Here is a 17,254-nt window from a genome sequence, read left to right as displayed (position 1 = left end):
GGGACACGTTGCAGACCGCCCACACCCCGGACACGCTGGTCCGGCCCGCATCGTCGGTGGTCACCCAGCCGCTGTCGTCCCGCTCGCACCCCAGACCCGTGAGCAGGGCGTCATGAGGAACCATCCGGGGGAAGACGAACACCGCGGAGCGGGGGACGACATGCCCCTCGGCCAGCTCGACACCGCGCAACCGGTCGCCCTCCGTCACCAGACGCTTGACGGTTCCCACGGCGACGACGATGCCGCGAGCGGCCAACTGCTCGCGCTCCTCCGCACCGAGGTCCAGGGTGTGCGCGAAGAAGACGACGTCGTGCGACCACTGCCGCAACAGCAGCGCGTGCCGCACCGCACCGGGATGGGTACCCAGCACTCCTATGGGCTGGTCGCGCACCTCGTACGCGTGGCAGTAGAGGCAGAACAGCAGGCCCCTGCCCTTACCGTTCCCGAACGCCGGCAATCACGGGGAGCTCGTCCCGCAGTCCGGTGGCCACCACGACCCGGCGGGCACCGAGCACCGCACCACCCTCCAGACGGACGAGGAAGCCGGGCTCCATCTGATCCACACGGCCCTCGAACAGATCCACCCCGTAACCGGCGACCTCCGCCCGGCCCACCGCCAGCAGGTCGGCCGGAGACATACCGTCCCGGGACAGGAAACCGTGCATATGCGCGGCGGGAGCGTTGCGCGGCCCCGCCCGCTTCCACCACCCCGACCCGGCGACGGGCCCTGGCCAGGACCAGAGCCGCACTCAGACCAGCTGCACTCGCGCCCACCACGTCGTACGCACCATCGTCGAAAGTGCTGCTCTTCGCATTGTTCGTCGTACCGCTCATGGCGCTCACCCCCACCCCGAGCGTGTACCACCGATCATCAGGCCAACAAAAAGACTTACCATTTTCGCAAACTCCGCCGCCCGGCTCGTATACCGCCGGGATGTCCCGCAGCCCTGGCCGCCGGAGTAGATCATGTACGCCCGCGACGGCCGGGCGTGCGCAGCAGCAGGCCGAGCGATATCAGCCCGGCCACGGCCGCCAGCAACGTGGACCAGAACCAGAAGTTCACCCAGGTGTCGGGGACCGGCAGCAGCAGCACCAGCACGGCTGGATAGAGGATCAGCAGCCGGCGCAACCGGCGCTCCGCCCCGAGCTGTTCACGCAGACGCTCGCAGGCTCCCCCGGCCGCCGGGCCCGTTCGCCCGGCGGGTATCAACTCGTCGGCGATGGTCCGCCGCCACGTGTGCACGGTGGCGCCGATCATCGTGAGCAGGAGGCCGAGCCCCAGTAACTGGAACCATTCGGGCACTCTCGGGTGACTGGGCGTGGTGAACAGCAGCATGGGCACCGAGAACAGGACTGCGCTCAGCGCTTCGGCAGCGAAGAGGCGGGTGGCCGGAGTACGGCTCAGCGCGGTGGGCACGATCAACTCCCTGATCGGGATCCTCCGGCTGCTGCGGGCACGAGGACGCGTCACGATCCTGGACTCACCCTTCAGAGTTCCGTGCGGCCCGGCCTGATGGCTGCGGACGCGGCGGGGCGGCGCCCTCCGCCGTCAGCACGTACTGCCGCGGGTCGAAGGCTCGCGTGCGACGACGGAATCGCCATGTCGGTTCGGGCCAGATGGACGTGATACGACCGGTGCGGTCCTGGTACCAGCCGACGCAGCCGCCGGCGGCCCAGACGGTGGGCTCCATCCGGCTCTGCAGCTCCGCGTTGAAGGCGTACTGGGCCTCGGCACGCACTTCCACGGCGGTCAGGCCCCGGCTGCGCATCAGCCGCAGGCAGCTGAGCAGGTAGTCGATCTGCGACTCGATCATGTAGATGAGGCTCGTGTGCCCCACGCCGGTGTTGGGACCTGCCATCAGGAAGAGATTGGGGAATCCTGCGACCGTGGTGCCGAGGTGGGCCTGCGGGCTGCCTTCCCAGACCTCGCTCAGGGACCGTCCGTCGGCGCCGACGACCTGCTGCGCGTACGTCGCGTCAGTGACGCGGAATCCGGTTCCGTAGATCAGCACGTCCACCGGGTGCTCGGCGATGGTATCTCCGTCCCGCGCCGCGGCGGTGGGCGCAGTGAGCACCGCATCGGGCCCGACGCTCGTGATCGGATCAGTGACCACGTCAACGTTGGGCTGGCCCAAGGCCGGGTAGTAGTCGTCGGACAGCAGGACCCGCTTGCAGCCCAGTTCGTAGTCCGGGGTCAGCTTGGCCCTCATTCCCGGGTCCGCGACCTGACGGTGCAGGTGGCCAAGCGCCTCGCGTTGGCCGAGTGCGGACATGGTGCGGTTTCCGAGCAGGGCGGGCAGCGTCGCCTCCCGGGCCAGATACTCCCAGCCGCGGGCTAGTCGCTGCACCGGCGGTGCCAGCCGGAACAGACGTTGCTGCCACAGCGGGATGACCCGGTCGCGCCTCGGCGCGATCCAGGGAGGAGTGCGCTGAAAGACCGTCACCTGCCGTGCGGTGCGCTGCAGGTGAGGGACGAACTGGATTGCGCTCGCTCCGGTCCCGATCACTCCCACCCGCTTGGTGCTCAGATCCAAGTCGTGCCTCCACTGGGCGGAATGGAATGCCTCGCCGATGAAGCTGTCGAGCCCGGGCAGCGAAGGAACGGCCGGCTCCGACAGCGGGCCTTGGGCCAGTACCAGCAGCCCAGCGGTGAGCGGACCCGTGCTGGTCCGCAGGTCCCAGCGTTGCCGCTCGGAATCCCAGGTAGCGCGTTGCAGTTCGCAGCCGAGCCGCAGATTCGGCGTCAGGTCGTACTCGTCGACGCAGCGCCTGAGGTACTGCCCGATCTCCTCGCGCGGAGCGAAGCGCCGACTCCACGCGGGATTGGGGGCGAAGGAGAACGAGTACAGGCGCGAGGGAACGTCGCAGGCGCACCCGGGATAGGTGTTGTCCCGCCACGCGCCGCCGACCTCGTCAGCCCGCTCCAGTATCAGCACGTCCCGGTGGCCCTCCTGCAGCAGCCGAATGGCCGTACCGAGCCCTGAGAATCCCGCGCCGACGATGACCACAGATACGTGGCGTCCGCTCATGGCATCCGCCTGCACGGGGCCGTGAGCCTGCGGCACGGCCCCCAGTCCACGCGGAGCCGTGTCCGGGCGCTGTGGGTTGATCATGACCCTCCTCCATCAACATTCAGCTCGACCTAAGACCGATCGTATAGCATTCGATCGTATCTAATTAGAGAGAGCAAGTGAATGGGGACCCCGCCATCCGCCGGACCCGGCGGGATCGGATGTGGGGGCACGAGTGGCGGCCGGGCTGCCCGGAGCGGCCAAGACCGTGGTGGACATGGACGCCGGCCCCGGGCTCGGCTCAGGGGCAGCTCCGGTGCGAGAGTGGGCAGGACATGCGACATCGGCCCAGGCCAAAGCGGTCCAAGGGGCTTTCCCGTTGGCCGGGAAGCTACGCCTCGACGTACGCGACGATCGTGGTCGTCCATGGGGCCGGCACGATGCAGTTGCCCCTCACACCGTGGACTCGGTCCGCGCGTACGCCACAGCCGAGCGGGCGAAGACCGAAGCCCTTACCTCCGTCCCGGACCGGCCGGGACGAACCCCTTCGCCAGCCGCTCGTCAGCCATCGGCCGTCACTGATCCGCCGCTATCGCGGGCCCGTTCGCAAGGGCCGCTCCAGGGTCGGCCGTTCAAGAAACCAACTGCTCGCGCACGGCCCTCAGGTGACCGAAAGAAGGGAACCGCCTCGTGCCCAACCACGACGAGACTGACCACGACAGCTTCGCCCGCTGGCTGTTGCATCGCTGCCGACGGGCCGGACACGACACCGAGTCCGCCGACACCCGGAACTCGATCCACATCATCGCCGCTTTCGCCGTGTCCGAAGGCCTGGACGCCGCACTTACGGCCAACCTCGCCCAGGCTCTCGCGGTGAGTCCCGAGGAGCTCACGGCCGCCATTCCCGTACGTCGGCCGTGCGCGGGACCGGTCCGGGCGGATGACGGTCACGATGCGGGCCCCACCCCGAACGGACGGAACGAGGGTTGCACGGATTGACGTAGTGGCCGGCTTCCGGCACTCAGGGGAGGTCGGCCCATTCCGTACACGTACGCGCAGCAGGTTCCGACGGAGTCAGCCAGTCGTTGCCCCGGGTCCTACTGCCCATGGATCGGGCGGGATCACCTCGACGCACCGGCCGCTCTCGTCCACCAGGCGGCCGTATACCTCACCCTGTCGCAGCACACCAGCCGTCGTTCGGTACGGCGACGCCCGGGCACTTCGCGGCGATCCGGATCAGCACTTCCTCAAGGTGCTCGAAAGACTGCAGACTGACAATGAGAGCGAGGTTGGCCGGACTGGCCACGGCCGCGCACATGCGGGTTTCCTGCCAGCTCGCCACCCGATGTCCCACGGCCCGCAGGTCCATGTCCGGGACAGTCAGCCACAGCAGTGCCATCGTGTACCATCCGGCGAGTTCCCGGGCGACATCGCAGCGGAACGCGATGTCGCCGTTCCGGCGGAGCCGGTCCAGTCGGCGCTGAACCTCCTTCGGTGTGGTGTCGAGTTCGTCGGCGAGATCGGCATAGGCACGCCGTCCGTCGCGGCCGAAGCCGCATATCCCGTGTTCGAGATCAGGGGTCAAGGCCCGTGCGGGTCTCACACCCGCACGCGGATCGCGGCGCCTCGTGGCGCTCGGTCTCCCACCTCCACTCGAACCAACAGCGCCTCACGGCTCAAACAGAAGTTGGGCCAGAGCCCGAGCTTCAACAGCGCCGGGCTCCGTCCCAGCAGTGCTGTCGAGTTGCGGATCCGCCCTGTCGAGCACGAGCTCAATCGGGCGGCGTGATTGGGGACCACATGCCGAGCCACTGCTCGGCGCCCCGTGCCTCGAACCGCTCCATCTCAGTGAACCCCAGCTTCACCGCGAGACGCATCGAGCCGACGTTGGCGGTCTGGGTGGTGAGCACCACCGGCTCGCTGGGAAGCGCGCCGACGAGCCAGCCGAGTGCCGCCGCGTACTCCTCGGCGGCGCACCCGGATCCCCACGCCCGCGGCAGGAACAGGTAGCCGAGATCGGCCTTTCCCACGGCAGCCGGGCGACGGTGCCCCGTTGCTCTCCTGAGCAGGATCTGGCCGATCATCGACCCGCCGAGATCAACGACGAAGCTCCCGGGCCACCGCTCGGGCACCCCGGACATCTCGTGCTCAAGCTCGTCACGCGGCCGGGGGCCTCCGAGGTAGGTATGCACCTCTGGCGAGGCGAGCAGCTCGATGAACGTCGCACGGTCCCGGGTCCCGGGCTCACGGAGCACGAGCCTCTCGGCCTTGATCGGGGCAGGCCGTTCGTCAGGGGGCGGTGACAGGCAGGCAGGCGCAGTGGCGGCACGCCCGTGCGGAGGCGGCGATGCGCGCGTGGAAGACGATGGTGATCAGGCAGGCGACCGCGGTCAGTGGCCAGTTGGTGGCGAGTACCGCGGCGGTGATGAGGGTCAGCGCGTTCAGTCCGAGGGCGACTGCCGCGGTGGTTCCCGTCCAGGCGACCACGAGTGGCAGTTGTTGGGGGAGGGGCAGTCGGCGGGCCAGGGTGCCGGTGACGGAGAGGGACACGGCCGCCAGCAGCGCGGTGAGCGCTGCGAGGCCGCCGAGGTGGGCTACGACCACCTGGAGCGGGTCTGGCAGCTGGTGGCCCGCCGCGCGGGTGGAGAGCTCGACCAGGTACCAGCAAACCAGCAGGCACGGGATGATCAGCATGACGGTGCGCGCGGTGTGACGGGCCTGGGTGATGGTCAGTTCGCGCTGGAAGCTGGGCGCGAGTTCGGCCACGGGGCCGAACTGGCGGATGGCGTGACGGGCGGCGTCGCGGTCGGGTTCGGCATCGGGAGACAGTTCCCGCATGGTGTCCAGGAGGCCTTCGCGCAGTTCGTCCACCATCTGGGTCTTGAGTCGGGCCGGGCCGTGCAGGGTGGCCGTCAGGTCCGCGAGGTGGGCTTCGATGGGGTCGTCAGCAGGGATCTCGGGCGCTTTCACGTGGCGTGTCCGGGGGCCGGCGTGGGTTCCAGCACCGAGCCGATCGCTGCGGTGAACGCCCGCCAGTGGGTCCGCTCGGTGGCCAGGCTGCGCCGTCCGGCGTCGGTGAGTTCGTAGCGGCGCCGACGGCGTTCGCCCACCGACTCCCATGCGCTGCTCAGCAGTCCGATCCGCTCGAGCCGGTTGAGGACGGGGTAGATGGTTCCTTTGCGCAGCTCGAGTACGCCGCCGCTGCGCTCCTGGACCGCGGCAATGATCGCGTAGCCGTGCAGGGGGCCGGATTCCAGTACGGACAGCAGCAGTCCGTCCAGGTGGCCGCGTACCGCATCCGTCTTCATAGTCAGGCAGCCTACCTAAAAAGAGTCACCCTGTGCTACTTATAGATCGGTAGCCAATCTATTGGCAGGTTATCCATGAAGGGACCCCTGTGACCAAGCTGCTGCTCTCGCTGCACGTCCTGGCCGCGATCCTGGCGATCGGGCCTATCGCTGTCGCTGCCTCGATGTTCCTCCGCTACGCCAGGTTGTCGGCCAGCGGCGACGTGCAGGAGCCCAACGGCCAGACCACAGCGTTCCTGCACAAGATCTGCCGTGGGTACACGGTCGTCGGCATCGCCGTCCCGGTCCTCGGTGTCGCCACCGGCGCCCGGATGGGCGTCCTGACCGACGCCTGGCTACTGACGTCGATCGTGCTGACGGCTGCCGCCGCGGCCCTGCTGCTCATGGCGGTCCTGCCCGGACAGGCCCGGCTGCTCGCCCAACCCGCGTATGCGTCCGGCCCAGGGGGGACAGGCACCGACGTGGCCACGGACGCCATTGCGCAGCTGCGGTCGGCGACCGCACGCCTCTCCGTGACCACAGGGATGTTCAACCTGCTGTGGGCAGCCGTTGTCGTCCTGATGATCGTCCGCCCCGGCTCCACGACGGGAGCCTGATCAGTATGCGAACTCTCCGCATCGCCGCCGCGGTTGAAGCTGCATCCCTCACGCTCTTGCTGCTCAACCTGTTCACCGTGCACACCGGGGCGATCTCGTCGCTGGGCGGCCTGGTCCACGGCACGGCCTACCTGACCGTCATCGTCGCCGTCTTCCTCACTCCCGCCCTCGCGCGGCCGGGGACCAAGGGGCGTGCCTTCATTCCCGGCATCGGAGGGCTGCTCGCCCTGCGCGTGCTGGGCAGCAGCCACTCGCCTCCTCAGCCGACAGACTGACCGGCGCCGACAGATGACTGGGAAACAACCACCGACAGCGCGAGAACCATACCTACCGGCCTTGCAGGCGGTTCCTGGCCCGGTGCCGCTCCCCGCCGGCCGCTCGGTTCACCAGCGTCAGTGGGCCGATCCTGGTCTGGTTGGCCAGGCACGCGAAGCCGAGCCCGTCCTCCGGCACATACAGCAACTGCGACCGGTAGCCATCCACGCTCCCGGCGTGGCCGTAGGCCGCTTTGCCGCCGACGGTGAAGTGGTAGACGCCCAGCGCATACGGATGCACGGTGCCGTCGGCCAGCTCCGCCCGTTCCAGCAGTGCCGCCCGGATGTCGGCGCCCAGCACCCGCCCGTCTGCCAGGAATGGTCGGTGAAGCAGTCCGGGCACGGCGGGATCCGGCAGATGCAGTACCCCGCTGTCGCTGCGCTGCGGCACTGTTGGCTTGCCCTGGCGGGGTAACGTCGGGGTCACAGCCGACCGCCCCAGACTTGATGGTGGCTGACTTCGAGCATGGCGGCCTTGAGTAGATTGGCCATGGGCACTGGGAGCCGATCTGGAGGACTTCGCCGTTGGATCCGAGCGCGGTCCAGGATCAGGCGCCGTCGTTGCGCATGGCGCGGCTGGGGTGGACGCGGATCGAGGCGGGTGCCCTGTGGGAGGCACTCTGAGGTCTTCACTGCGTGACCCACATCTTCGTCGCGAAGCCCGAGAAATCCAGCCGGTAGCCGACTTCCGTGTAGTCGCTCCGGAGGTCGCCGCTCACCTCCAGGCGGACGATCCTCACCGGCTCGCCGTCAGGGGCCTCGAGGTCCTAGGCCGTCCAGACGTGTCCGCTCGACACGCGTTCGGGGCGGGGCCGTTTCGTCAGTAGCTGACGATGCCCAGCAGGTCAGTGAGCGAGTCGATGGACCAGTCCGCCGCGGCGCGAACTTGCGGGTCATCAGCCCACCAGTACCCCACGGGCCACGGCGAAGGTGTGCTGCCCGCAAGCCGGCCGCCTTCGCCGGATAGATGTCGTTGCTCGGGTGGTCACCGACATACAGTGTCTCGTGTGGCAAGGCGTCGGATACTTCCAGCACCCGCGCGAAGAAATCCGGGTGCGGCTTGGCGACGCCCCACTCGGCGGATGTGACGACTAGTACTGCAACCGTGTTTGGTGTGACGGTATGTCGTAGTGGTCGTTGTTCCTGTCATGGGTGGGGATCTCGAGGTTGGTGACGTGTGGCGGTGGGCGGCGGGGCTGGAGGAGGTGCATGAGCGGTTCGTGCACCGGTTTCAGCGCTCGGAGCCCCGGGAGTCCGCGTTGGCCTATATGCGTGGGCTGGTGTCGTCGCTGGAGCGGAAGAACGCGTGGACGGTCGCCGAGCGCGCTGGGCATGACCGGCCGGACCGTTTGCAGCGACTGCTCAATACGTGTGACTGGGACGCTGACGAAGTCCGTGACGACGTACGGGAGTTCGTGATTGAACACCTCGGCGACCGGCAGGCGGTGCTCGTGGTGGACGACACGGGGTTCCTGAAAAAGGGTGTCCGCTCGGCCGGGGTCCAGCGGCAATACACCGGCACGGCGGGCCGGGTCGAGAACAGCCAGGTCGGCACATTCCTCGCCTATGCCACCGATACCGGTCACACGTTGATCGACCGGGAGCTGTACCTGCCCGCGTCCTGGACCGACGACCGGGAACGGTGCCGCGCCGCCGCGGTCCCCGACGAGGTCGCCTTCGCCACGAAGATCGAGCACGCCAAGGCCATGATCGAGCGAGCACTCGCCGCGCGGGTGCCGTTCGCGTGGCTGACCGCTGATGAGGCGTACGGGCAGGTCAAGGGCTTGCGTTACTGGCTTGAACAGCGCGGGGTGTTCCATGTGCTGGCAACCCGCCGAACCGACACCGTCGTTACCGCCTCACACATGGACCATCCCGTGGACGAACTGGTCGCCGGCCTGCCCCGGCAGGCGTGGAAACGCCGCTCGTGCGGACGAGGCACCCACGGAGAGCGCGTCTACGACTGGGCCCGGGCGCCGATCCGTCCGTGGCGCGAGGAGGGCGTCGAGCACTGGGTCCTCGCCCGCCGAAGCATCACCGATCCCACCGAGATCGCCTACTACGTATGCTTCGCACCCGAAGGCACCACCCTGAACACCCTCCTGGCCGTGGCCGGCCGCCGGTGGACGATCGAGGAATGCTTCCAGACCGCGAAGAACGAATGCGGCCTCGACCATTACCAGGTCCGCAAATACCACGCCTGGTACCGGCACATCACCCTCGCCATGGCTGCCCACGCCTATCTGACAACGGTCCGCGCGGAGGAGCTCAAAAAAGGGGGTCAAAACCCGGTGAACAGCTCCTCGTCCCGCTGAGCCTGCCCGAGATCCGCCGCCTGACCGCGCACCTCACAGCACGTCTCCTTCCTCCCGTCGCCCACGTCCTGTACTGGTCCCACTGGCGACGACGAGCACAACACCGAGCACGCATCAGCCACTACAAACGACGAGGCCACAGCCCATGAACTGAACCGCGGTCACACCAAACACGGTTGCAGTACTAGGCCTGTTCGTCGCGGCGATCGACCCGACCGCCTTCGACACATCGTACGCACAGCGAGCGGAGGATCATCTGAGTCGACTCGCCTCCGAGCACGACGCGGACTTCGGTCGGCGAAAGACGCCCATCACCGAGGTCGAAATCCCCGACGACGTCTACCGAGCGCTCACGACGCCCTGACCAAGGATCGCGAGGATACCCGCGCCCACCCGACCGGATCGCTGCCGGCTCACCGGCGACGAGCTCGCCGTCCCGATCGGCCTACAGAACTCATCCCCAGCCGGATAGCCAAATCTGGTGCGACAACCGGACTGTTCGCTCGCCGACGGTCCGATCAAGTCAATATGACGGAAGCCCATCGGCTGGCACTGTCACGTTGACTGACCGGGTGGGTGATCTTCTGGTTGGTCATGCTGGGAGGGGTCGTCCGTGGACAGCGCGCCGCCGGGCGTTGTCACGTTGTTGGGTGTGTGGGTGTGTGGGTGTGTGGGTGTTCGACTGTGGGTCGAGGTGTGGTGGGGCCGGGTGCCGGCCTGGGCTCAGGCCGCGGTAAGTCGGCCGGTGACGCCGGTGATCTGCTCCCAGGTGGTGAAGCGGATGGTCATTTCGGCTCGGTGTTCGGATGCGGTCATCAGGTGGCGTCGGGGCCGGAAGTGGGGTGGGACGCCGCTGAACGCGGACAGGAACCGCTGGGCCCCGCCCACGCTGCGGAAGCCCTTCATGGCCCGTTCGCGTTGCCTCGTCGGCCGGTGACTGTTCTCGGCCCGGTAGTTCAATCCCTTGTGGGAGCGGTGCCCCACCGAGGGCATGACCTCGCGGTGGGCGGCGCCGCAGGAACGCAGCTTGTCGGTGACGACCACTCGCGGCACCCCGCCCTTCGCTGTCATCAGCTTGCGGAAGAAGCGCCTGACCGCGGCCGTGTCCCGCCGGTTCTGCACCAGGATGTCCAGGACATTGCCGTCCTGGTCGACAGCCCGCCACAGATACTTCTGCTCCCCGTTGATCTTGATGAAGACCTCGTCCAGATGGCACTTGTCCCCCGGCCGTGGCTGTCGGCGGCGCAGCGCGTTGGCGTACGCCTGCCCGAACCCCGTTCCGCGGGCGAGCTGTCGAGCCACGTATCAATCCTTCCGAGCAGGGCGTCGGGCGGGGCAGCCGATAACCTGCCGCGGATGCAGGTCAGCAAGCCGGAAACCGTTCGGCCTGATGCTGACCGTTTGCTGACCTGTAGGCGGTGACCAGGGCTCTGACCTGCGGAAACACCCAAACGCTAGATCTTGGACTTGAACATCGTGCGCAGCATTGAGGTACTCCTGAATCTAGGCTCCCTGCCTGCGTTTTTGCAGGTCAAGGGCAGTTTTTCAACCCTACAACGAGGCGCATGTCCGGGCAGCTTTCCCCAGGTTTTTCGGGACTCCCGCTGACCACTTGCTGACTTCCCTGACCATCGACGCACCCTGCACGTCGGCTGCCGCTGGTGCGACCGCCCACCGACGCGCACGGCGGGGCAGCGGATGCAGGCTTCTCCGAACTTCGGAGCCGTGCCCTCCCGAAGCCTCCGATCTACAGCTCTCTGAGACCGAACTGGTGACGGCGGAGGGAACAGCGAGATGTTCCGGGGGGCGAGAGCCGCTCCGCCTGCCGCCTCGGTACTGTGACTTCGTATGACCGACACCGAGATCGAGATCACCGCAGACCTGGTCCGCGACCTGCTGCAGGAGCAACATCCAGACCTTGCGGGGCTGGCCATCCGTGAGGTGGCGGGCGGCTGGGGCAACCAAATGTGGCGTCTCGGGGACGAGTTGGCCGTGCGAATGCAGCGCATGGACCCCACCCCGGAGCTCCAGCTCAATGAGCGGCGATGGCTACCTGTGCTGGCCCCGCTTCTGCCACTCCCGGTGCCGACCCCGGTGCGGTTCGGCGAACCGTCCGAGCGCTTCCCCAAGCACTGGACCGTGATGACGTGGGTTCCCGGCGAGCCGCTTGACCACGGCTCGATCAGCCGCGGTGCCCACGCCGCCGACACTCTGGCGGGTTTCCTCCAGGCGCTCCATGTGGAGGCGCCCGCCGAGGCGCCGATCGCTACGGGCCGCGGTGCCCATCCCAGGAACTGTACGGACGCCTTCGAGAACTTCTTCCAGGCCGTTGCCCCCGACGACATCGCTGCCGACGTCCGGGCCGTCTGGGACGACGCCGTTGCGGCCCAGGCGTGGGAGGGCCCGCCGGTGTGGGTGCACGGCGACCTCCATCCCGCGAACGTCGTCGTCTCGGACGGAACACTCTCGGGCATCGTCGACTTCGGTGACATGTTCGCCGGCGATCCAGCGTGGGACCTCGCCGCCGCATGGGTGCTGCTACCCGCGGGCACGGCCTCACGGTTCTTCGACATGTACGCGCATGCGGACGAGGCGGCGATCCGGCGCGCCCGCGGGCTGGCCGCTATGAAGAGCCTCTTCCTGATGCTCATGGGGCAGAACGGAGATCGGGGTCTTCCCGGCGGCAAGCCTCACTGGGGACCTGCAGGTCGGGCGGCACTTGATCGTGTTCTGAAGGGTGTTTGAAGCACGCTTCGTCGGACCTGTTGTCGATCTTGTTTGAGGGCCACGCGGCAGCCCACGTTCGCGGGTTCATCGATCACCACGCGTGGTGGGGATGCCACGGTCCACGGCCGCACGCTGCCCGTGGCCCCGATCGAGCCGGCGGAGTTCCTCCTCAGCGCCGGCCAGGCTGACCTTCAGGCCTTCGGCCTCGCCGAGCCAGCCTTCGCGCTCGGCCTCAGCGATCCACCGCGCTGTGGACCTGGGCGTCACCTTGATCGGTACCGCCGAGAACTACGGCCCTTACCATCTGCGTCCCGCACCGCCGGCTCCCCGACCAAGGTCGTCAGCCGGGGGTCGTCCGGGTATTTTGCCGCCGCCATCCGCAATTGCGCGACGGCGGTACGCGCGACATTTTCCCGGTCGGCGCAGAGGGTGCGCATCGCCGGATCGGTGAAAAGACCTCACACGTAATTGCGGTGCTTTTCCGGGACGGCGGAGAAGTCAGTGATCAGTGCTGCCGCGAGCGGCTTCCAGGCGATGACGTCCATTCGGAGGCCCCTCACGATCGCCGGGGTGGAGGTGAGGTCGTCAAGGACCCGGCGCAGCTGAGGCTGCACCTTCTGCGGGGCCCGGCGCCGCGGTTTCGCGGACTCCTTCCCCGCCAGACCGAGCAGGTGGCGCCGCTGGTCGTCATCCAGGTGGGGCGCCTGCGCGACCGTCTCCAGGGCAGGGGCTGACGCGGGCATGCGGCCCTGCTCCAGCCGGGTGCAGTAGTCCGTGGAGATCACCGCGCGCCGGGCGGCCTCCTCCCTGCGCAGGCCGGTCACCCGACGCGGCCCCCCGCCGTCGGGCAGCCCCACGGCGCGCGGGCTCAGCCCGGCCCGGCGGGCCTTCAGGAACTCGCCGAGCTCATCGAGATGCGGTGTCGGACTCATGCCTCCCAGCGTGACAGCGAGCGCCCCTTGTGTGAGGGGGAGGAGTCTCTCCCGGGATGTTTCCCTCCCAGGAGGAAACTCTCCTCTTTGCGGCCCACTCACCCCGTGCCAACCTGGGAGATGGCAGATGAAGAAACGAAAACCCAACCGGCCAACCATTTCCCTGGCACGAGAGAGGAACAGCGCGACATGGAATTCGTCAAGCAGCAGGCGACCGGCAAGGGCCCGGAGAACTGGTTCAGTGGGGACGTGTGGTTCGACGCCCTTTACGCCGGCACCGAGCCCTCCCGCATGCGGGCCAACATGGTCCGCTTCGCACCCGGTGCCCGCACCGCCTGGCACCACCACGCCGTCGGCCAGACACTCCACGTCGTCGCCGGCATCGCCCTGATCGGGACCCGCGACGGCACGGTCTGCGCCGCCCACCCCGGCGAGACGGTCACCTGCCCGCCCGGCGAGGAGCACTGGCACGGCGCCACCGAGGACCGCTTCATGCAGCACCTCGCCCTCTGGGAAGCCCCTGCCCCCGAGGACGGCCGGCCCGAGACCACCTGGCTGGAACACATCACGGACGCGCAGTACAGCGGGCCGCGCACCCGCAGCAGCTGACCCAACTGACGCACAAGGAGGGCATTTCATGTCCGCGATGATGGCCGCGCCGTTCCGCGGCCACAGCCCCGACCGGACACCCCTCTCCTGCCGCCACCTGCGCCTGCGCGAGTGTACTGCGGCTTCAATCCGGCCCGCGGAGCTCGGCAGCGTGATCGCCACAGCCGGCCAGGCGCTGCTTCCCGCGGTCGCAGACGGCCGGGTGCGGCTCCCGATCGACACCACCCTGGCCTTCGATACCGCCGCCCGGGCCGCCGAGCGGCTCCGCTCACACCGGGCCCAAGGAAAGGTCGTCCTCACCGTTCCATGACTCCCGGCACCCCGGCGCCCGGCCTTGGCCGCGCTGAGCCGATCCGGCCATGGCGGCCAGGCATCAAATCCCACGCGATGAGAAAGCGAGTTGTCCCCATGCGGGCCACCTTCCTGTACGAAGCCGGCGACGTCCGTGTCCAGGACGCCCCCGACCCGGTCATCGAGCAGTCCACTGACGCGGTCGTACGCGTCCTGCGCTCCTGCGTGTGCGGCAGCGACCTGCACCCCTACCACACGTTGACGGCCGCCGATGGGCCCGTGCCCATGGGCCACGAGTTCCTCGGCACCATCGAGGAGACCGGCTCCGACGTATCGGGCCTCAGGCGTGGCGACCTGGTCGTGGCACCGTTCGCGTTCGCCGACAACACCTGCGAGTTCTGCCGCGAGGGCCTGCACACCTCCTGCCCCAACGGTGGCTTCTTCGCCGCCGGTGTCGGCGGCGCCCAGGCCGAGGCGGTCCGCGTCCCGCAGGCCCGGGGCACCCTCGTCAAGCTGCCGACGGACGTCGACCCGGAGCTGCTGCCCTCCCTCCTCACCCTCGCCGACGTCTACGGCACCGGCTACCACGCCGCCCACCAGGCCCGGGTACGTCCCGGCGACTCGGTCACCGTCATCGGTGACGGCGCCGTCGGACTCCTCGCCGTCCTCTCCGCCAAGCAGCTCGGGGCCGATCGCATCATCCTCATGGGCCGCCACAAGGACCGCACCGACCTCGGACGCTTCTTCGGCGCCACCGACGTCATCGCCGAACGCGGCGAGGAAGGCATCGCCAAGGTCCGCGAACTGACCGGCGGCCACGGCACCCGCGCCGTCCTCGAAGCCGTCGGCCACATGCCCGCCTACGAAATGGCTGTCGGAGCCGTCCGTCCCGGCGGTGTCATCAGCCGCGTCGGCGTCCCCCAGTACGAAGACGCCCCCGTCGGCTTCGGCAGCCTCTTCGGCCCCAACGTCACCCTCACCGGAGGCCCGGCCCCCGTGCGCGCCTACATCGAGGGACTCCTCCCCGCCGTCCTGGACGGAACCGTCGACCCCGGACGTGTCTTCGACCGCACTCTGCCCCTGGAAGACACCGCGGAGGGCTACCGCGCCATGGACCGGCGCGAGGCCCTCAAGGTCCTCATCACTCCCTGAGCGAAGACGAGGCTCAGGCACTTCTCCGCCCCCGGACTACTCCGCCTGCGGGCTGGGTGTCGGCTCGGGGCAATCTCAGCCGGGCTCAGTGCCGGTCGTTCACGGTGGGTCCGGTCGGTGTGAACCGGACCGGGGCCTGGAAGCGGGCGCGCCGCGCCGCGCGGCGGAATGTCGTCCGCGCCGCGCGGCGGAATGTCGTCAGTACCGCGGGGCCGGCCAGGACGATGCAGACGAAGTTGGTGGCTGCGCGGCCGGTGTCCCAGCCGAGGGAGGTGGCGAGGTCGAAGGCGAGGTAGCGGTGCCACTGCTCCGTGAACGGCAGGCCGGGAAGGTAGGCGATGGAGCTGTTGGGGTCGAGTGAGAACGGCCAGAAGGAGAGGTTGAGGAGGAAGCCGAAGAGGTAGCCGGAGACCGACCCGTAGGCGGCGAGCAGCAGAACCTCACGGCGGCCGGTCGCGCGGGGCAGGAATCCGGCGAGCATGCCGACGAAGGCGCAGCCGAACATCTGGTACGGCATCCAGGGATCGACCCCGCCTGTGATGAGCGCGGAGGTGAACAGTGAGGTGCAGCCGAGGGTGAATCCGAAGCCGGGGCCGTAGACGCGTCCGGCGAGCACCAGGACGAAGAAGACGGTCTCGATGCCTGCCGTGCCGGCGCCCAGCGGGCGCAGAGCGGCGTTGACGGCGGACAGGACGCCGAGCATCGCCAGCGCCTTGGAGCTGATCCCGCCTTCGGCCATCTCGGAGAGCACCACGCAGAGCACGAGGACGAGCAGAACCCCGAAGATCAGTGGCGGGGCGTAGTTCGAGCCGAACTTTCCCGGGGCGACGACGAAGGGCCAGAAGAACGCCACGACGCCGAGGAATGCCGCCAGGGCGATGACGAGGGAGACACGAGGGGTGAGCCGGATGGCTGTCGCGTTGGTCATGCGCCGTTCTCTCCGTCCTGGACCGGGGTGCTGCTCCCGGTGAGCGCCGAGGCCACCTGGTCGACAGTGAGGAAGGGCAGCGGGGCGAGGATCTTGGCGGTCTGGGGTGCGAATACCGGTGAGCGACGATGACTTCGGTCGTGGGTCCGTCGGCGACGATGTCGCCTTCCGCCATGACGACGACGCGGTCTGCGGTACGTGCGACGAATTCGACATCGTGGGTGGAGATGACGACGGCGCGCCCCTCGTCGGCGAGTGCGGCCACGATCCGGGTCAGTTCCGCCTTGGCCCGGTAGTCGAGCCCGCGTGTCGGTTCGTCCAGGAGCAGGACCCGGGGTGTGGCGGTCAGCTGGACTGCCAGGACGAGGGCCAGTTTCTGCCCCTCGGACAGGTCCCGGGGGTGGGTGGCGTCGTCGATTCCCGGAGCGAGGCGGTCGAGGATCGTGCGGGCGCTGTCTCCCCCGCTTTGCGCCGCGGACTCGCTGTCGGCGTGGTCCAGCTCCTGCTTGACGCTTTCGAGATAGAGGAGGTCGGCGGGCGTCTGGGGGACCAGCCCGACGGCACGGCGTGCGTCGATGGCTGCCATGGTGTGCGGGCCCCCCGGCTGCCCCGTCCGTGGGTCGGTGGTGTGCACGCTCCCGGCGCTGCGCGGTCCGGAGCCCTGGAGGGCCCAGAGCAGGGAGGACTTTCCGGAGCCGTTGCGGCCCATGAGCGCCGTGATCTCGCCGCTGCGCAGGTCCAGGTCGACCTCGCGGACCGCGGGAACCCGGTGATAGCTGACAGTGATACCGCGGGCGGTCAGCAGCGCGGGGCGGCCTGCCACCGGGGCCGGGCGTACCGGCACCGGCTCGGCACCGGCCAGCTGGGCGCGGAGCGGGGCGGCGGCGCGGCGGGCATCGCGGATGGGCAGCGGCAGCGGGCGCCAGTCGGCCGCGCGGGCCAGTTCCACGATCGGCGGGGCTATGGAGGACGTGCGGAGGATGTCGGCGGGGGAGCCGTCGACCACGCGCCCGCTGCCTGGCAGGTGGACCACGCGGTCGGCGTACTGAACGACTCTCTCCAGCCGGTGCT

General features: G+C 68.8%; 18 protein-coding genes and 4 pseudogenes. 8 read left to right on the top strand and 14 right to left on the bottom strand.

From position 1 onward, the window contains the following. From J1C73_RS35800 to J1C73_RS21655, 4 genes are all read right to left on the bottom strand, one after another. The coding region (locus tag J1C73_RS35800; RefSeq protein ID WP_307797764.1) for an FAD-dependent oxidoreductase at nucleotides 1-457 on the bottom strand (457 nt) is incomplete at its 3' end. Then, nucleotides 435-638, bottom strand: a complete 204-nt coding sequence (locus tag J1C73_RS35795) for a hypothetical protein (protein ID WP_307797763.1) — start codon at nucleotides 636-638, stop codon at nucleotides 435-437. The genes J1C73_RS35800 and J1C73_RS35795, both read right to left, overlap by 23 nt. A gap of 326 nt (nucleotides 639-964) precedes the next feature. Then, nucleotides 965-1,417 (bottom strand): hypothetical protein, encoded by a 453-nt coding sequence (locus J1C73_RS21660; protein WP_207317876.1) that lies wholly within the window; start codon nucleotides 1,415-1,417, stop codon nucleotides 965-967. 64 nt (nucleotides 1,418-1,481) lie between these two features. Beyond that, on the bottom strand, nucleotides 1,482-3,029 hold the full coding sequence (locus J1C73_RS21655; RefSeq protein ID WP_207317880.1) for a flavin-containing monooxygenase: 1,548 nt from the start codon (nucleotides 3,027-3,029) through the stop codon (nucleotides 1,482-1,484). A gap of 672 nt (nucleotides 3,030-3,701) precedes the next feature. Here J1C73_RS21655 and J1C73_RS21650 point away from each other — a divergent pair. Further along, nucleotides 3,702-4,010 (top strand): hypothetical protein, encoded by a 309-nt coding sequence (locus J1C73_RS21650; protein WP_207317875.1) that lies wholly within the window; start codon nucleotides 3,702-3,704, stop codon nucleotides 4,008-4,010. Between the two features lie 169 nt (nucleotides 4,011-4,179). On the opposite strand, the gene J1C73_RS21645 is transcribed toward J1C73_RS21650, so the two are convergent. From J1C73_RS21645 to J1C73_RS21630, 4 genes are all read right to left on the bottom strand, one after another. Further along, a complete protein-coding gene (locus J1C73_RS21645) occupies nucleotides 4,180-4,596 on the bottom strand; it encodes an Lrp/AsnC family transcriptional regulator (RefSeq protein WP_207317874.1) in 417 nt (138 codons plus the stop codon). Nucleotides 4,597-4,783: 187 nt separating this feature from the next. After that, on the bottom strand, nucleotides 4,784-5,266 hold the full coding sequence (locus J1C73_RS21640) for a GNAT family N-acetyltransferase (RefSeq protein WP_266410390.1): 483 nt from the start codon (nucleotides 5,264-5,266) through the stop codon (nucleotides 4,784-4,786). 34 nt (nucleotides 5,267-5,300) lie between these two features. After that, entirely contained in the window at nucleotides 5,301-5,981 is a 681-nt protein-coding gene (locus tag J1C73_RS21635; RefSeq protein ID WP_266410392.1) for a hypothetical protein, read from the bottom strand. Beyond that, nucleotides 5,978-6,319 carry a PadR family transcriptional regulator gene (locus tag J1C73_RS21630; protein ID WP_207317873.1) on the bottom strand — a complete coding sequence of 114 codons (342 nt, stop codon included), beginning with the start codon at nucleotides 6,317-6,319 and terminating at the stop codon, nucleotides 5,978-5,980. The genes J1C73_RS21635 and J1C73_RS21630 overlap by 4 nt, the downstream gene beginning before the upstream one ends. A gap of 89 nt (nucleotides 6,320-6,408) precedes the next feature. Between J1C73_RS21630 and J1C73_RS21625 the strand changes: the two genes are divergently transcribed. Together J1C73_RS21625 and J1C73_RS21620 are read left to right on the top strand one after the other, a co-directional pair. Then, nucleotides 6,409-6,915, top strand: coding sequence for a DUF2269 family protein (locus J1C73_RS21625; RefSeq protein ID WP_207317872.1), 507 nt, complete (start codon nucleotides 6,409-6,411; stop codon nucleotides 6,913-6,915). Nucleotides 6,916-6,920: 5 nt separating this feature from the next. Continuing rightward, nucleotides 6,921-7,190, top strand: a complete 270-nt coding sequence (locus J1C73_RS21620; RefSeq protein ID WP_207317871.1) for a hypothetical protein — start codon at nucleotides 6,921-6,923, stop codon at nucleotides 7,188-7,190. A 52-nt stretch (nucleotides 7,191-7,242) separates the two neighbouring features. Here the strand turns inward: J1C73_RS21620 and J1C73_RS21615 are convergent, their stop codons facing one another. Together J1C73_RS21615 and J1C73_RS21610 are read right to left on the bottom strand one after the other, a co-directional pair. Further along, entirely contained in the window at nucleotides 7,243-7,572 is a 330-nt protein-coding gene (locus J1C73_RS21615; protein WP_207317870.1) for a serine hydrolase domain-containing protein, read from the bottom strand. Between the two features lie 477 nt (nucleotides 7,573-8,049). Beyond that, nucleotides 8,050-8,324, bottom strand: a pseudogene (locus J1C73_RS21610) (HAD family hydrolase); the annotation flags it as partial. Nucleotides 8,325-8,377: 53 nt separating this feature from the next. On the opposite strand from J1C73_RS21610, the gene J1C73_RS21605 reads away from it, so the two are divergent. After that, nucleotides 8,378-9,544 carry an IS701 family transposase gene (locus J1C73_RS21605; RefSeq protein WP_123461599.1) on the top strand — a complete coding sequence of 389 codons (1,167 nt, stop codon included), beginning with the start codon at nucleotides 8,378-8,380 and terminating at the stop codon, nucleotides 9,542-9,544. A 723-nt stretch (nucleotides 9,545-10,267) separates the two neighbouring features. On the opposite strand, the pseudogene J1C73_RS21600 reads toward J1C73_RS21605, so the two are convergent. Beyond that, nucleotides 10,268-10,816, bottom strand: a pseudogene (locus J1C73_RS21600) (IS6 family transposase); the annotation flags it as partial. Between the two features lie 576 nt (nucleotides 10,817-11,392). On the opposite strand from J1C73_RS21600, the gene J1C73_RS21595 reads away from it, so the two are divergent. Beyond that, nucleotides 11,393-12,289, top strand: coding sequence for a phosphotransferase (locus J1C73_RS21595; RefSeq protein WP_123464776.1), 897 nt, complete (start codon nucleotides 11,393-11,395; stop codon nucleotides 12,287-12,289). Between the two features lie 284 nt (nucleotides 12,290-12,573). Here the strand turns inward: J1C73_RS21595 and J1C73_RS21590 are convergent. Beyond that, a pseudogene (locus tag J1C73_RS21590) lies at nucleotides 12,574-13,203 on the bottom strand (MmyB family transcriptional regulator); the annotation flags it as partial. A 189-nt stretch (nucleotides 13,204-13,392) separates the two neighbouring features. On the opposite strand from J1C73_RS21590, the gene J1C73_RS21585 reads away from it, so the two are divergent. From J1C73_RS21585 to J1C73_RS21575, 3 genes are all read left to right on the top strand, one after another. Beyond that, nucleotides 13,393-13,812, top strand: a complete 420-nt coding sequence (locus J1C73_RS21585) for a (R)-mandelonitrile lyase (protein WP_123464772.1) — start codon at nucleotides 13,393-13,395, stop codon at nucleotides 13,810-13,812. Nucleotides 13,813-13,840: 28 nt separating this feature from the next. Next, nucleotides 13,841-14,122: a zinc-binding dehydrogenase gene (locus J1C73_RS21580; RefSeq protein WP_207317869.1), complete on the top strand. Its 282-nt coding sequence runs from the start codon at nucleotides 13,841-13,843 to the stop codon at nucleotides 14,120-14,122. A gap of 98 nt (nucleotides 14,123-14,220) precedes the next feature. Beyond that, a complete protein-coding gene (locus J1C73_RS21575) occupies nucleotides 14,221-15,255 on the top strand; it encodes an alcohol dehydrogenase catalytic domain-containing protein (RefSeq protein WP_207317877.1) in 1,035 nt (344 codons plus the stop codon). Nucleotides 15,256-15,340: 85 nt separating this feature from the next. On the opposite strand, the gene J1C73_RS21570 is transcribed toward J1C73_RS21575, so the two are convergent. Both J1C73_RS21570 and J1C73_RS21565 read right to left on the bottom strand, forming a co-directional pair. Beyond that, a complete protein-coding gene (locus tag J1C73_RS21570) occupies nucleotides 15,341-16,183 on the bottom strand; it encodes an ECF transporter S component (protein ID WP_207317868.1) in 843 nt (280 codons plus the stop codon). Next, a pseudogene (locus tag J1C73_RS21565) lies at nucleotides 16,180-17,254 on the bottom strand (ATP-binding cassette domain-containing protein); the annotation flags it as partial. The gene J1C73_RS21570 and the pseudogene J1C73_RS21565, both read right to left, overlap by 4 nt.

The organism is Streptomyces laculatispora (assembly GCF_017353455.1).
In the GTDB taxonomy this organism is placed as follows: domain Bacteria; phylum Actinomycetota; class Actinomycetes; order Streptomycetales; family Streptomycetaceae; genus Streptomyces; species Streptomyces laculatispora.
This window is presented reverse-complemented; position numbering and strand designations above follow the sequence as displayed.